Below are 14,294 nucleotides of genomic sequence, written 5' to 3' on the forward strand. Positions count from 1 at the left end.
TTTCATTCAACCTATGGAATGATTTATATGATTGTATAAATTTCTTAATTATTTTAAACTTAACCCGTCACTTTCGTTAGAAAACTTTTAGTACTGGTGAGGGATAGATGATGATAAAAAATATTACTTCAGCTGAAAAATCAGCTTATAAAAAGGCAGCAAAGTGGTTAATTAGAAACTATAATGCGATTAAATTAATGGATCCTGAATCTGTACATACCTTTCAAAATAGTACCAACTTTATCCAAGGCTTTGTATACAGATGCCTAAAGTTTTCTGCAAGGGAAGATTTAAACGTAAATTATGATTGGAATGGAATAGGGGCACATAAATACATAACCCTGGCAGCTCTGGAAATGAATGATGCTAAGAAGAAAGCTTCATTCATAAAAGAACACGTAGTATGTAAGAACATTTATTTCAAAGACATAATTAAAGAGTTGAAAAAAGAGCTGCCAGATGAAGACAAGATCTATAACATCCTTTTAAAGTATTACTTTACAGCTCTTATAACAAAAGAAGAAGATAAAAAATTAGATGAAAAAGGGCTTAGAAGGGTTATGTGCGTTGGTGAAGAATGGGATAAGGAAAGTTTATTTGTTAGGTATGAAACCACAGGAATTCAACTAATGGAAAATCCTCATTATGTGTTAAGGTAACTTCGGTGCCTGTCACTCCCCGGATTTTCTTGTTTCACAATTTGTTCCATGATGCTGTGGGGTATCAGCCCTGATTGTCACTGGATTATCTGGATTCTTGTTAATAAGAAACGAGCCTGGTAATATTGGGCTCGTTTTATCATTAAACTCATGGTCTAATTTATAATCAAACTCAGTCTTACCCCATCAATCTCTCCAAAAACTGTTTTGTCCCCGCTGCAAATTACTTTGGAGACCTTTTTCAATCGATTATAAGACTTTTCTTTAACTGCCCCAGGACATGAAATCCTGATCGACCTACATATGTCAGGATCGTTTTGTAATAACCTTTTACTTAAATAACACTTTTTTTATGAATAATTGTAATCTTTCTTCTCCGTAGCTACTAAGCTTTATGTCTGAATTTTTCATAAAGCAGTAGTCTAAAAATAAACCGCGATAAAAGGTAAGGCAAACATCAAGAAGAAACTCAGTGTCATATTTGTCGTGGAACTCACCCGCTGTTTGTCCCTGTGTAATAATGGTTTTAGTTATTTTATAGAGTTTCCTATCTTTTTGTATTACCAGGGAACTAGATTCTGAGGGTGATAACTGGTTCGATAAAACAATTGACAAAAATTCATACCCGAGATCATCACAGAATTGGAAGCCTGCCTGTAAAACAAAAAGTAACTGAGTTAAGTATGGCTTACTTGAATCTAAACCCTTAAATGCATTTTCGTAAGAGTCATCAATCTTATTATAATGTTCTAAAACTACGTCATCCTTTGATTTGAAGTAAGTATAAAATGATCCTTTAGAAGTACCAGCCATGTCAGCAATATCCTCTACATATACATTTTCATATCCTTTTTCCTTAAATAATCTTAGTGCACTAACGTATAGTGAATTTTTTGTTTCCAATGCTTTAAGCTGTCGTGAATTCATTTTTTTCTTCTCCATTAACTTCACCTTTATCTTTTTAGTTTTTTTTATATTTTCTGAAAACTTGTTGATTTTATAATAGGTGTTATATATAATTTACCTAAGTCAATGACTCAAGTCAATGAATTAAGTCATTGAAATTCAAGAATTTTCATTACACACATATTTCAGCAAGAGCTTGAGAAGTTACTAATTACATATCGAAAAAGGAGGAGTACTTTTGGGTCAAACAATTGCAGAAAAAGTTTTTTCTAAAAATTATGGGACATTAGTCCGGACAGGGGATGAGAAACTTTTCTCTCCAGATGTAATAACTGCCTATGATTATCCTGGCTACATCGACAAGTATGAGAAACAGATGGTTGAAGAGCTCAAAATTGATAAAGTCCGGCACCCTGAAAAATTCGTATTGTTTATTGATCATATGTATCCTGCCGGAACACCTAAAGAGCAAGAAATACATGCTATTACAAGAAGGTTTGCAAAACGTTATGGATTTAAGCTATATGAAGGTCACGGGATTGGGCATCAGGTAATATCAGAAAAAGGATATATTAGGCCAGGCCGCTTTGTGGTTCACTTTGATGGACATATTAGTACTGTAGGTGCCTTAGGAGCGATTGGAGTTGGAATTCGTAATAGTATGATAGAGGCATTTGCTACTGAAAAGGTTTCGCTCATTGTTCCGCCTACGGTAAGAATCAATCTAACAGGTAAGCTAGGTAAAGGGGTAACGTCTCGAGATATTTTTCATTGGATTGTAAAAGAGATTGGTCCTTCCGGTTGCCGTTCAAGCATTATTGAATATGGAGGTCCTGGACTAAAGTCACTCGAAATGGATGAACGGTTTACTTTATGTAACCTTGCAATGTTTCTGGGTGGGGTATCAGCAGTTATGGAAACGGATGAAACCACTGACAGCTATTTAAGGGAGCACGGAGTTCACGATTATGATCAAATGGTCCCTGATAAAGATGCAACATATTTTAAGGAATTCACCTTTAACCTGGATAAAGTAGAACCAGTTATTGTAATGCCGCCTACCCCTGCAAATACGGTACCCATCTCTGATGTTATCGGTCTACCTATACAATCGGGCTATATCGGTTCATGTGCAAGTGGAAGAATTAAGGATTTTATACAAGCGGTGGAAATTTTAGAAGGAAAACGGGTTGTTGAATCCTTTCGCCTAAATGCTGTGCCAACTACAGCAGCGATTCAATCCAAAATGAGTCAACTTGGATTAACGACCAAGCTAATCGAAGCAGGTGCTCTCGTAAATATCTCTACTTGTGATTTTTGCATCGGCCAAATGGGAGCGCTCTCAGATGGAGAAAGATCAGTTTCTACTGGGACTTTAAATATACCTGGTCGTATGGGAAGCAACAAAGCAGAAATATATACTGCAAGTCCATATACTATTGCAGCAACTGCAATAAACGGAATGATAACAGATCCAAGAACATTGCTTTAAAAGGTGGTGATAAAAATGCTTCCCAAAATTAATGGTAGAATTGCATGGGTTTTTCAGGAAGAAAATTTTGATATTGATTTGATTGTCGGCGTTGATAATATAAAGACTAAGGATATTGAGGCTTTAAAAGCTGTTTGTATGAAAGAATATGATCCTGAATTTGCAAAGTATGTTCGTCAAGGAGATGTAATTATAGGCGGTGAGAATTTCGGATATGGTCATCCACATTATCCTTCTTGCCGTGCTTTAAGGGCACTTGGAATTACAGCAATAATAGCTGAGTCGTTCGCTCCTGGCTTTTATCGCGGAGAATCTACGAACGGCTTCCCATTAATTGAATGTCCCGGAGTAACGAAAACGGCATCCCGGTGGGATCAAGTAGAGTTCAACTGGGATACAGAAATACTCTATTTCACAAATAAGAATATAAAACTTCAATGTTTAGGTATACCCAAAAAATCAAAAGATCTGATACTTTATGGTGGAATTATTGAATATTTAAAAAACACCCGGCTGAAGTCAGTTTGATAATATTTTAAGTTTAATAGTTTACAATTAGTATTTAATATTTGCTTTTAAAAACTAAAAATGGGAGGTTTACAAGTTGAAATTAAAATATGCCTGGTCTTTACTAATATGTTTGATGCTTTTATTAGTCACAGCGTGTAACGGACAAACGGAAGATACTAGCGGGAAACCTGAAGATGATAAAGGTGCAACAGAATCTTTTAATTTTCGTGTTACATCCGCTCTAAGTCCAAAACATGGCCTATGGGTAGGTTTTTATGAGCCTTGGATGGAACAAGTAGAAAAAGAGACAGAGGGACGAGTAACATTTGAGACTTTCACATCGGGAGAATTGGTTGAAGCCACCAACGAAATGGAAGCGCTTAAACAGGGAACTGTAGACATTGCAGCCCCACTATTGCCAATTTATGACCCAGCTAGTTTCCCATTATCTGAAGTTAGTATGCTCCCGTTAGCATCTTCTAGCCCTGTTATTGGTTCGATGGCCTTTAAGAAACTATTAGAAAGTGATAAAAAAATACATGATGGAAAAACATTTACTGAACTAGAATATGGTGAGCATGGAATCAAAGTTTTGCCTGCGACGATCTCTGAACAATATTCCATGTCAACGACTGGTTTGAAATTTGAAAGTGTTGCAGATGTCCAAAAGGCTCAGTTACGGACACCATCTCGTATTCATGAACTTTTCGCTAAGAACGTAGGGATTAGCTCAGTGACAATGCCTACTTTTGACTTGTTCGATGCAATGAGCAGGGGGGCTGTAGATGGTAGTTTCCTTTTCATATCAGACTGGACAGCTTACGGATTTGAAGAGTTATTTAAGTATACAGTAACAGATACCAACCTTGGTCACTTCAGCTCTCTTTTAGCAATGACAGAAGAGCAGTGGGATGAGATTCCTGAAGATATTCAATTGATTATGATTGAGGCTGCGAATGTTCATGTCAAAGCTGGAGCGGAAATTTGGGTTGACCGGAGTGAAGAAATTATTCAGGAAACATCCAGCAATGGTGCTGAATTTGTAGATATTAATGACCTCAAGCCTGAAGTGGAGGAGCTCCTCGTCAAAGGAATGGAAAAAACTTGGTATGACTTTATTGATATATTAGAGGAGCAGGGTGAGCCAGGAACCGAGATTGCGAAACTATGGCGTGACATTATTATAGAAGAGGGCGGAGATGTTCCGGAGGCTATAAAAAATCTAGAATAATCTTCCATAAAATCTAGAGTAAGGTATGAAAGTTCAATTTCCCAAATAATCCTGGTGAAATTGAACTTTGGACTTACTTCAGGAGCGAATTGATATGGCTGACTTTTTGTTGATTGGAACAATTATTTTTGCTTTTCTAATATTAATGATGGCAGGATTACATATCCATTCCATCTTGTTAGGAATAGGGATTTTCGGGTTGATTTACTTAGAGGGATTTAAAATTATTTCTGGCTTTTTAAGTCAGGATCCATTTTCTCAAATTGCTAGTTATACACTCACAACCATTCCACTTTATATTATAATGGCACAATTCATTTTAAAGGCCGGAATCGTCCAAGATGCTTTTACTATGATTTACAATGTTTCTAGAGGAAGGCCTACTGTCCTTGGAGCATTGACCATAGTTGTAGGAGGATTTCTGGGAGCTGTTTCTGGTTCGGGTGCAGCAACAGCTGCATCCCTAGGTCAAGTAGCAGTACCTGAACTGAAAAACTATGGGTATAAACCAGAACTTGCAGGTGCGATATCAGCAGCAAGCGGATCGTTATCAGGAATTATTCCACCTAGTATTATTTTAATCCTATATGGTGTGATAACTGAAACACCAATAAGTGACTTGTTTATTGGTGCTATTATTCCGGGAATCCTTGCAATACTTGTTCTAGTCACTTGTGTATTTGTTATGTATAAAGACCAGCGTCCGAATACTGAAAGGCTTAAGACTGAGAGTAAGAAATTGAGTTTTAAGAGGTTGTTAATTGTTAATTGTGCTGGGATTTTCATATTTACAGTTACTTTTGGCGGAATATATTCCGGGTTTGTAACACCGACAGAAGCAGGAGCAGTAGGGGCCTTGGCAGCCTTTCTGACTGCGTTGCTACTTGGAAAAGTAAACTGGTCCTTTATCAAGTCTTCAGTTGCAGAAACCGCAAAAGTTACAGGAATGATTGTTTTAATTTTAATTGGTGCAAGGATATTCGGTCGCTTTGTTTCACTATCGCTGTTGCCGAGGAAAATTACAGACTTGCTAGAAGGAATACTGCAGTACCCAATTCTAACTTTGTTTATATTGACTGCAATATTTTTCGTTTTGTTCATGTTTGTTGAAGGGGCAGCAGTAATACTAATGACCCTTCCAATACTCCTTCCTATTATAGAAGCTGTCCAAATTGACGTACTCTGGTTTGGTGTTTTCGTATCAGTCATCTGCACTCTAGGTTTGATTACACCACCAGTTGGATTAAGTGTATACGCAGTAGCTGGAACAAGTGGAATTCCGGCGGTAGGAATTTTTAAATATGCGATGATTTTGGCCTTTGTTGTAACAATTTTTGTTTGTGGAGCAATGATCTTAATACCAGAAATAGTGACGTGGTTACCATCTACGATCAAATGATTTTAAAGGGTGATCAAATTGAGAAAATTGGAACGGTGTTATAGCTATTTTGGATATACAAAGAAACTAGGTGTATTTCTTAGTGGTATTGCCATGTTTGGCATGATAATTCTAATAACACTTGATGTACTTTCACGTAACCTTCTATCGTCTTCAATTCCGGGAAGTTATGAATTCGTACAAAACTATTTAATGAGCCTAGCATCTTTTTCTATCATTATTTACGCTTATTCATCAGGAATCATGCCGCGGATTCCAATCGTACTAGAAAAACTGCCTTTAATTATTCAAAAAATTCTCCATCAGACAATGTTGTTATTTGAATTAATTATTGTAGCGCTCATTACGTATTATTCATTTGGATATGCACTGACAGGTACAGAGAAAAATTTCTCCTTTCCTGCTGCTGGAGACTTATTTCCAATTTATCCATTCTTGTATTTAGTTCCTTTGGGTTTTGGGTGTATTTTTATTGAAATTATATTTTTGCTCATTAAAAATATCATTTCAAAAGGTGTGTGGATTACTTTCGATAAACAACAGGGGGATACAGATATTCAAGACCAGCCATATGTTTCATAGACTAAAGATGAAAAATAAATATAATCTGCCAGGAGGGATAACATGATTCAAAGTAAACAAATTTCATTAAAGGAACTTATCCAAAAGCACGATGTGATTATAACAGCAGGTGCAGGAGACGCTCTAAGTGCTCGAATTGCAAATGATATAGATGGAATCGATGCAATACTTTCCAGTGGTTTTGCCATATCTGCACAGCAATTTGGACTGCCAGATGCTGAACTTTACACAAGGTCGGATAATGTTGAAACTGTAAGCCGTATGACGTATGTATCCTCAAAGCCACTTATTGCGGACATTGACACTGGCTATGGAAATGCTATTAATGTTATAAAGACTGTTCATGAATTTGAAAGGGCTGGTGCTGAAGGAGTTATTATTGAAGATCAAATCAGCCCAAAGCGTTGCCCCATCTGCGTGGATGAAACAAATACAGTACTGCCTGCAGCAGAAGCAGCAGGGAAAATAAAAGCAGCAGCAGAAAATAAGCTGAATAAAGATACAATTATTATTGCACGCACAGACGCAACAAACATTGAAGAGGCTATCAAGCGAGCAAAGCTATACCACGAAGCTGGTGCTGACTTAGTACAGCCAATTTCAAGAACCTTTAAAAATAAGGAAGAAGTAAAGCGTTTTGTTGACGAAGTATCATGTCCAGTTTCTCTAGTGATTGTTGGCTGGCTAGAAGATTTAACGATTGAAGAAATTCGGTGGACGGGAGCAAAGCTGGTACATTTCGCTTTAATCTCTGTGACCGCAATGCACCAGGCGGTGAAACAAGCTTTTACTGAACTTGGAAATCAACAATCAGCACTGGGTATTAAAACTCCCCGAACGACACATAATCAATTAGTTAAAGAATTAGGAATGGGGAAAATTGCAGAACTCGAAGAAAAGTATTTGCCCGATGAAACCATTATTTATTAAGTTAACCAATTAGAGAGTAGATTATCATTCAAATTCTAAAACGAGCCCGGTAATATTGGGCTCGTTTTATCATTAAACTCATGGTCTAATTTATAATCAAACTCAGTCTTCCTCCATCAAGCCCTTCAAAAGCTGCTTTGTTCCAGCTGCGAATTTCTCAGAGGAACCCTTGGAGTCAAAATCATATGAATCACTCTCTGGCATATCACCTTCACCAACCCAGAAGAAGGTTACTTCATTAGCGCCGCATTCTTTTGCTGTTTCAGCCATGATGAGGTCACCTTTGCTGTCACCGAATACAAGGACTGGCTCATCTTCAAAGGAGGCTTGGGTGAACACCCACTTTGCCCCGATTTCTTTGGATAAGTCCGGAGGGGTGACATCTACTCCATAGGTAGAGACGACAACTTTCTTGCCGTATTCATCGGCGATTTTTTGGACTTCATCTGCATATTCGTTTAATGCCTTTTTCGTTTTCTTAAGGTGCTCTTCATCTCCGGGTTCGCCATGCACGGATTCAACGGTCCCCATAGATTCTTTTGTGTCATCCCATTCAATCAGTCCTTGGTACTGTTGCTTTTTGCTGATTTCAAACAGTTTTTCTTTTACTGCCTTCGGGATGACGAAATCTTGATCGAGTTCCCAAGTGTCAATATCCAGACCTTTTCCTTTAATCGCTCCGTGTTCAGCGACGCAATAAAGACTCGTCCAGTCCTGATCAGAGTCCAATTGTGTGAAGACATTCTCTGCCAGCCACTTTCTTGAGCGGCCGGTTATAAAGGCCAGCTGAATCTTCTGATTATGAAGTTTCTCGATTGACCGGAGAACATCCTTGTCGGGACGGGCCAGTTCATCTGTCAGTACACCATCAACATCAAAAATATAAAATGCCATATGCATGCTCCTTTTATTATTAAAATTAATATTTTGGACTTTATATCTCTACCCGTTTCTTGGCCAGGCCATTCTTATTGTTTATTTGTCCCTGACTATACAAATGTGACAATTTACCGAAAATCACTCATATTTTGGGAATTTTAGTGGTCGTTTGGCGAAAGGGGAACGCCACCACGTGTATAATCTAGGTTAGAACCTTTCTTTGGTTTCTAACATAGAAATAGGGCTTTCTTGTTTAAACAATTTTCATCGTTTTTTTTAAAACAATCGTTATTTCTTGCCATTTATTTAAATTGGTTTTACATTGATAATGTATATATTGGAAGGAAGTGGAAATAAAATATGTTTTTGGCTTGGAATGAAATAAAGAACAATAAACTGCGTTTCCTTTTAATCGTTGGCGTCTTAACGCTAGTTTCCTATCTGGTTTTCTTTTTATCAGGACTTGCAAATGGACTTGAAAACCTTAATAAAGAAGCGGTTATAAAATGGGATGCAGACGGAATCATCTTAACAGAGGAGTCGGATCTTACCCTTCCGCAGTCCAGTCTTAAGATCGAGGATTATAATGGAGCTGGTGCTGATGAGTACGCGGTATTAGGGCAATTTTATACGATTGCGACTGCTGGCGACAATAAGGCCAATATTTCACTGTTTGGTATCCGAGAAGATGAGTTCATTATGCCAAAGGTGACCGAAGGGAAAGTTTTTAAGGGATCGGGCGAAGTGATTGCTGATGATACTTTAAAGAATGAAGGCTTTGAAATCGGCGATGAACTGCAGCTATCTGCTACAGATGAGACCCTTACGATAACGGGATTTACTGACAATGCAAGGTTTAATGCAGCCCCCGTTCTATATGGCAGCCTGGAGACGCTGCAAAAAGTGCGTTTTGGGGAGTCAACTGAAAACATGAAAGATAGGATTAATGGATTTGTTATTCGAACCGACAATTTGGAAGAGGTAGAGGTGGATGACTCCTTTCAAGTTATTGCCACCCAGGATCTGATTGAAAATATGCCTGGCTATTCAGAGCAAAGCATGACATTGAGTTTTATGATCTATTTTCTATTCATCATTTCAGCAGTGATCCTAGCTATCTTCCTTTATGTGTTGACGATCCAGAAAATTAGTATTTTCGGAGTGATGAAAGCACAGGGGATCTCGAGCGGATACCTGGCGAAATCGGTCATTGCCCAAACGTTCCTGCTGGCTGTTGCAGGTGTGATCATTGGATTTATATTCACCATTTTGACCGGAGCTTTTTTGCCGGCAGCGGTTCCAGTTGCATTTAATTATGTGGATATGCTGGTTTATGGAGCAGTGCTTGTATTGGTATCGATACTGGGTGCGTTATTTTCTATCCAGACGATCGTCAAAATTGATCCTTTAAAAGCGATAGGGGCTAATGTATGGCATTGTTAGAATTAAAAAATGTTAATAAAGTCTTTCAATCAGGCCAGACAGAGATAGAAGCGTTAAAAACAACTAGTTTTTCAGCAGAAAGCGGGCAACTAATCGCGATCATTGGACCTTCTGGTTCAGGGAAAAGTACTTTCCTAACCATTGCAGGCGGGCTTCAGGCTCCAAGCAATGGCGAAGTGTTCATCAATGGAAATGATATCACCAGGTTAAAAGAGAAGAAACGCGCGAGTATTAGGTTGCAGGAAATTGGCTTTGTTTTGCAGTCATCTAATTTGGTGCCATTCTTGAACGTCAGCCAGCAGCTGAAATTGCTGGATAAGGTGAAAAAGAATAACCTGAACGACAAGCAACTGGAGGAATTATGTGAGTCACTTGGTATTAGGGATTTATTGAAAAGTTTTCCTTCTGACTTATCCGGGGGAGAGCGGCAGCGTGTCGCGATTGCGAAAGCACTGTATACCGACCCCAGCATCATCCTTGCAGATGAGCCAACCGCTTCCCTCGATTCGGACCGTGCGTTCGAGGTGATGGATATGCTTAAGAAGGCAACAACCACAAATGGAAAAACAACCATCGTCGTCACCCATGATACAAGGCTGGTCGATTATTGTGATCAGGTCTATAAAATTACAGATGGACAGCTGCGGCTCATAGAAGAGATGGCTAGTGTTTAATCGTAAGGGTGGCTGAAACAAGGGCGAGGACTGCCTTGCTGAAGAAGCAGGTTGGAATCCTAGATTAGGAATTCAAATAGGGTACGAACAAAAATATTATATAAAGGGAGCATCGAACTTCTAATAGTTTGATGCTCTTTTTAATGACTGTTTTCGTAAACTTTGCCGGGGAGTACATAGCTTCGATACGTACAGGAGGTCTTGGAACTAGCGGCTTTCACTTTTCTCATCTCGGATTGTGATAATTATACCCTCTGCTGTTATGTCAAGAGTTTTATAAGTGAAATAACAATAAGTTTATAAATGTTCACAAATTCGTCACTTATGTAAAAAATTTATAAATATATAATGAAATTTATGTTCTGAAAAAAGGAAGGATGGTTTTAATTGCCTAGTAATAAAAAAGAAGGTATTATCTACGGGGTTTTCATGTGTACTGGTATGGTGCTGATTATGTCATTTTACAATACTGCACTACATGGATTTTCTTCAGTAACGTTGGGTTCTGCTATTGTTCAACTTATTGTAACATTTATCGTCGCGTTTATTACAGAGTCATTAGTTGAACCAATAGCACGTAAATTAGCATTATCACTGCCTTATGATAAATCAAAAAAGATCAATTTTATAGTGGCTATGGCTTTTTGTATGGTTCCTATGATGGTTCTGATTATGTCCGTATACGGGCTTATTTTAACAGGGTTAACAACCGGCATTGAAGGATCGATTTTTTCAGCTTATCTTAAGATAGTTGGCTTAAACTTTATCGTTGCGTTTCCAGCTCAGTTACTAATTGATGGCCCAATTTCACGCACGCTTTTAACTAAATACATTAAACCATCGGCACAGCTAGCAGAATTAAAAGCGTAAAAAAAGCAGGATACTGAAAAGTAACGGGTTCGGTTTTCGAATAAAAAAACTAAATTAGCACACCAATTAGCAGTCCTATTCGCAACGGAATTAGGCTGCTTCTTTATATATATATATATGGGTCTTTAATAGATTGAACGGTGGAAAAGCCCTGTAATTCGCCCCCCTATCATAAATTTTTTCAGCGTGAGAGTTCATATGATAATTGTTATGCCACTATTAGGGGTTTTAGGTATACAGGGAGGCGGAAAACTAGAAACATTCATGCTTATCCATAATCAGTAACCAGTAAAATAAGCGGATATTTTCCCTTTATACTGCAGAATAGAGCTTGGTAGGGGATATATAAGGGGAAGTTTTCCCGTTAAGTACGGCAAAATGATGGATTTTCATGTTTTAGAAGTAAATAGGCGGAATCCTTCCCTCTATTTAGCTATCTTCCGGGTTTTCTCCTAAATAAGAGAAATTTCTCCGCTTATTTATCAACCAAATTGCTTCCTCTGGTCCGTGAGGGGTTGTTTTTTATGGTCATAAATAAGGTATGGTGCTGGGTTAGGAATGATGTTATCCTGTCTTGTAAAAATAGCTGAATTAGCAGCTAATTAACACTAACGAGTAGCGATTTTTGGAGAGTTAGGAATCGCTAATGGAACTGCAGGCTTATCTTGCTTTTAAATTTCTAGTGTAAGTTACTATACGAATTCGTATATTTTAAAAGTGCTGTAAGGAGACCAGCATAGTTCATCATTATAATTTCCTAGGACACAGGCACCCAAACTTTGCATTTTTCTGTGAAAACAGTATTTTTGGACATTTTAAGAGTGTATTGACTCTGTTTGTCTCATCCTATAAAGTACATAGGTATGTTTTTTCAAGGAGGATAATATGGAGACCCAGAATTACACACAAGTTAAAATAACAACAGCAGATCCATCCGCGCTTGGGTTGTTCGGTCTTGCGATGGTCACATTTGTAGCATCATCACAAAAGTTGGGCTTAACAGAAGGCGTTTCGCTTATTCTGCCATGGGCGTTTTTTCTCGGCGGAATTGCTCAGCTCTTTGCAGCCGTTCTGGATGCCAAGCATAACAATATTTTTGGAACAACTGCGTTTGGTGCATTCGGATTATTCTGGTTTGGAGTTGGAACGACATGGATGATCCAGCTCGGGTTTTTCGGTGAAGAGCTGGCTGCCAATGCGGATCCTAGGCAACTTGGTTTTGCGTTCATAGGCTATTTGATTTTTAGCCTTTTTATGACAATCGGAGCCATGGAAACACATAAAGTCTTGTTCTTTATTTTCGTGTTTATTGATTTTTTATTTATTGGACTGGCTTTAAGTTCATTTAATATATTTCATGGAGCAACTCATATGCTGGCCGCAGTTGCTGAAATGGGCATCGCCTTGCTATCTTTCTACGGTGCAGCTGCCGTTGTGTTGAACACTCATTTCGGAAAAATCGTGCTGCCGGTCGGAAAGCCGTTTGGGATTTTTAAATAGAAGGAATTAAGGAAATAGATTATCTCCTCTGTAAATGGGTATTTAATTAACAAAATCTATTACAGGAGGAGATTCATATGGCAACTGAGGTATTATGTAATGTTGAAAATTGTAAGTACTGGGCAGAAGGGGATAAATGTGTTGCGGACTCTATCTTTGTGATTGGTGAACACAGCAGAGAAGCTGCTAACGTCGAGGAAACTGCTTGTAAAACTTTTGAACGTCGCTAGTTCTTGGATTGCTATTGAATGGGCTGCAAGTTGCAGTACTATTTTTATATTAAATAATAAAGACTGACATGCTTTCAAGAGAGCGTGTCAGTCTTTTCATTTAGGTCATTTTCCAGCTGGCAATATAATCTGTGTGTTCATTTAAGACCTCAAGATTAGGGTCTGCCACTTGCCATTTCCCTGCAAGTTTCAGCTCTCTGCAAGCTATTTCAAACTGGCACATCGCAATGCCCATATCTAATAACTGCATATTATAGTTTAGATTTCCACTGTAATTAGGTGTTTGTTCGATATATAAATGACAAGCTTGGCGATCTTCAGAGAGGATAATCCTCCATGGCTGTTTATTGGATGCAGAAGGGCCCAGTCTTACCATCTCAATTGGAATTTTAAATGGGCCGGCCTGCTCCTTAGCTAAAGGTACTTTAAAAGTAGAATCGTAAAATAGCCGATCCCAGCCTTTTTTATTATCTGCTTTAACCACGTAACGCAAAGCTTTATCAAAAACGCGTTGTTTCTCTTTGGGATAGCCCAGGGGGGAAACACAGGGGATGAATTGTTTTTCTTCTAATTGGATTTCTTTTTCAAAGGAATTTCGGTTGAACGTACCACCCATCCAACAAGTCCCAATGCCTAACTGGGTGGCATATAAAATAAGCTGATGAAAAATATAGGCGTACTCCACAAGCGAATACTTATCATTTGCTGAAATGCCGACTAGGTAGGCATTTGGATTTTTAATAAACCCATAGGTTCCAAGCTTAATTCCTTTGTCGGTCACATTTTTATTAACCCGGACAAAGTCAATTCGTCCTTTTCCTCCAAATGGTCCAATCAAATTTTTTTCTTCATTTATATAGGCAGTTATTTTACCGATATCCGATTCTGATAGATTTTGTGTATCATACGTACGGACTGACTGGCGGCCGCGCATCGTTTCTATCGGTGACTTAGTAAAATTCATCATGTCACTCCTAATTAAAAATCAT

At 38.2% G+C, this 14,294-nt stretch carries 15 protein-coding genes; 12 read left to right on the plus strand and 3 right to left on the minus strand.

The features are described 5' to 3' along the window. Positions 1-107: 107 nt before the first annotated feature. Positions 108-659 carry a hypothetical protein gene (locus tag HRJ06_RS01040; RefSeq protein ID WP_174727395.1) on the plus strand — a complete coding sequence of 184 codons (552 nt, stop codon included), beginning with the start codon at positions 108-110 and terminating at the stop codon, positions 657-659. Between the two features lie 330 nt (positions 660-989). On the opposite strand, the gene HRJ06_RS01045 is transcribed toward HRJ06_RS01040, so the two are convergent. Continuing rightward, positions 990-1,601 carry a TetR/AcrR family transcriptional regulator gene (locus tag HRJ06_RS01045; protein WP_174727398.1) on the minus strand — a complete coding sequence of 204 codons (612 nt, stop codon included), beginning with the start codon at positions 1,599-1,601 and terminating at the stop codon, positions 990-992. Between the two features lie 202 nt (positions 1,602-1,803). Between HRJ06_RS01045 and HRJ06_RS01050 the strand changes: the two genes are divergently transcribed. The 6 genes from HRJ06_RS01050 to HRJ06_RS01075 all read left to right on the plus strand — a co-directional run bounded on the left by HRJ06_RS01050 (position 1,804) and on the right by HRJ06_RS01075 (position 7,709). Next, positions 1,804-3,057 (plus strand): 3-isopropylmalate dehydratase large subunit, encoded by a 1,254-nt coding sequence (locus HRJ06_RS01050; RefSeq protein ID WP_174727401.1) that lies wholly within the window; start codon positions 1,804-1,806, stop codon positions 3,055-3,057. Between the two features lie 15 nt (positions 3,058-3,072). Then, on the plus strand, positions 3,073-3,585 hold the full coding sequence (locus HRJ06_RS01055; RefSeq protein ID WP_174727404.1) for a 3-isopropylmalate dehydratase small subunit: 513 nt from the start codon (positions 3,073-3,075) through the stop codon (positions 3,583-3,585). A 76-nt stretch (positions 3,586-3,661) separates the two neighbouring features. Next, entirely contained in the window at positions 3,662-4,798 is a 1,137-nt protein-coding gene (gene dctP, locus HRJ06_RS01060) for a TRAP transporter substrate-binding protein DctP (RefSeq protein ID WP_242035096.1), read from the plus strand. 94 nt (positions 4,799-4,892) lie between these two features. Continuing rightward, positions 4,893-6,197 (plus strand): TRAP transporter large permease, encoded by a 1,305-nt coding sequence (locus tag HRJ06_RS01065; RefSeq protein ID WP_174727408.1) that lies wholly within the window; start codon positions 4,893-4,895, stop codon positions 6,195-6,197. An 18-nt stretch (positions 6,198-6,215) separates the two neighbouring features. Continuing rightward, positions 6,216-6,779, plus strand: a complete 564-nt coding sequence (locus HRJ06_RS01070) for a TRAP transporter small permease (protein ID WP_174727411.1) — start codon at positions 6,216-6,218, stop codon at positions 6,777-6,779. A 42-nt stretch (positions 6,780-6,821) separates the two neighbouring features. Beyond that, the gene (locus HRJ06_RS01075) at positions 6,822-7,709 is read left to right on the plus strand and encodes an isocitrate lyase/PEP mutase family protein (RefSeq protein WP_174727414.1); all 888 of its coding nucleotides are present in this window, start codon (positions 6,822-6,824) and stop codon (positions 7,707-7,709) included. A gap of 102 nt (positions 7,710-7,811) precedes the next feature. Here HRJ06_RS01075 and HRJ06_RS01080 read toward each other — a convergent pair whose 3' ends face one another. Next, positions 7,812-8,603: an HAD-IIB family hydrolase gene (locus HRJ06_RS01080; protein WP_174727416.1), complete on the minus strand. Its 792-nt coding sequence runs from the start codon at positions 8,601-8,603 to the stop codon at positions 7,812-7,814. Between the two features lie 345 nt (positions 8,604-8,948). Here HRJ06_RS01080 and HRJ06_RS01085 point away from each other — a divergent pair, with 345 nt between their 5' ends. The 5 genes from HRJ06_RS01085 (at position 8,949) to HRJ06_RS01105 (ending at position 13,305) form a co-directional block, all read left to right on the plus strand. Then, positions 8,949-10,031: an ABC transporter permease gene (locus tag HRJ06_RS01085; protein WP_174727419.1), complete on the plus strand. Its 1,083-nt coding sequence runs from the start codon at positions 8,949-8,951 to the stop codon at positions 10,029-10,031. Next, positions 10,019-10,705 carry an ABC transporter ATP-binding protein gene (locus HRJ06_RS01090; protein ID WP_174727422.1) on the plus strand — a complete coding sequence of 229 codons (687 nt, stop codon included), beginning with the start codon at positions 10,019-10,021 and terminating at the stop codon, positions 10,703-10,705. Before HRJ06_RS01085 ends, HRJ06_RS01090 begins: the two co-directional genes overlap by 13 nt. 387 nt (positions 10,706-11,092) lie before the next feature. Beyond that, positions 11,093-11,575, plus strand: coding sequence for a DUF2798 domain-containing protein (locus HRJ06_RS01095; protein ID WP_174727425.1), 483 nt, complete (start codon positions 11,093-11,095; stop codon positions 11,573-11,575). A gap of 885 nt (positions 11,576-12,460) precedes the next feature. Next, complete coding sequence (locus HRJ06_RS01100; RefSeq protein WP_174727428.1) at positions 12,461-13,075, plus strand: acetate uptake transporter; 615 nt, start codon at positions 12,461-12,463, stop codon at positions 13,073-13,075. 77 nt (positions 13,076-13,152) lie between these two features. Beyond that, on the plus strand, positions 13,153-13,305 hold the full coding sequence (locus tag HRJ06_RS01105) for a DUF1540 domain-containing protein (RefSeq protein ID WP_174727431.1): 153 nt from the start codon (positions 13,153-13,155) through the stop codon (positions 13,303-13,305). A gap of 100 nt (positions 13,306-13,405) precedes the next feature. On the opposite strand, the gene HRJ06_RS01110 is transcribed toward HRJ06_RS01105, so the two are convergent. Beyond that, entirely contained in the window at positions 13,406-14,269 is an 864-nt protein-coding gene (locus HRJ06_RS01110) for a nitroreductase family protein (RefSeq protein WP_174727434.1), read from the minus strand. Between the last annotated feature and the right edge of the window lie 25 nt (positions 14,270-14,294).

Origin of the sequence: Mesobacillus harenae (assembly GCF_013343715.1) — a bacterium.
Lineage (GTDB): Bacteria > Bacillota > Bacilli > Bacillales > Cytobacillaceae > Mesobacillus_A > Mesobacillus_A harenae.

What these genes read in the sequence shown, in the direction of transcription:
- HRJ06_RS01080 (WP_174727416.1), bottom strand. Translation starts at nt 8,603, where the DNA reads ATGGCATTTTATATTTTTGATGTTGATGGTGTACTGACAGATGAACTG.
- HRJ06_RS01065 (WP_174727408.1), top strand. Translation starts at nt 4,893, where the DNA reads ATGGCTGACTTTTTGTTGATTGGAACAATTATTTTTGCTTTTCTAATA.
- HRJ06_RS01090 (WP_174727422.1), top strand. Translation starts at nt 10,019, where the DNA reads ATGGCATTGTTAGAATTAAAAAATGTTAATAAAGTCTTTCAATCAGGC.
- HRJ06_RS01085 (WP_174727419.1), top strand. Translation starts at nt 8,949, where the DNA reads ATGTTTTTGGCTTGGAATGAAATAAAGAACAATAAACTGCGTTTCCTT.
- HRJ06_RS01110 (WP_174727434.1), bottom strand. Translation starts at nt 14,269, where the DNA reads ATGAATTTTACTAAGTCACCGATAGAAACGATGCGCGGCCGCCAGTCA.
- HRJ06_RS01040 (WP_174727395.1), top strand. Translation starts at nt 108, where the DNA reads ATGATGATAAAAAATATTACTTCAGCTGAAAAATCAGCTTATAAAAAG.
- HRJ06_RS01105 (WP_174727431.1), top strand. Translation starts at nt 13,153, where the DNA reads ATGGCAACTGAGGTATTATGTAATGTTGAAAATTGTAAGTACTGGGCA.
- HRJ06_RS01075 (WP_174727414.1), top strand. Translation starts at nt 6,822, where the DNA reads ATGATTCAAAGTAAACAAATTTCATTAAAGGAACTTATCCAAAAGCAC.
- HRJ06_RS01055 (WP_174727404.1), top strand. Translation starts at nt 3,073, where the DNA reads ATGCTTCCCAAAATTAATGGTAGAATTGCATGGGTTTTTCAGGAAGAA.
- HRJ06_RS01100 (WP_174727428.1), top strand. Translation starts at nt 12,461, where the DNA reads ATGGAGACCCAGAATTACACACAAGTTAAAATAACAACAGCAGATCCA.
- HRJ06_RS01045 (WP_174727398.1), bottom strand. Translation starts at nt 1,601, where the DNA reads ATGGAGAAGAAAAAAATGAATTCACGACAGCTTAAAGCATTGGAAACA.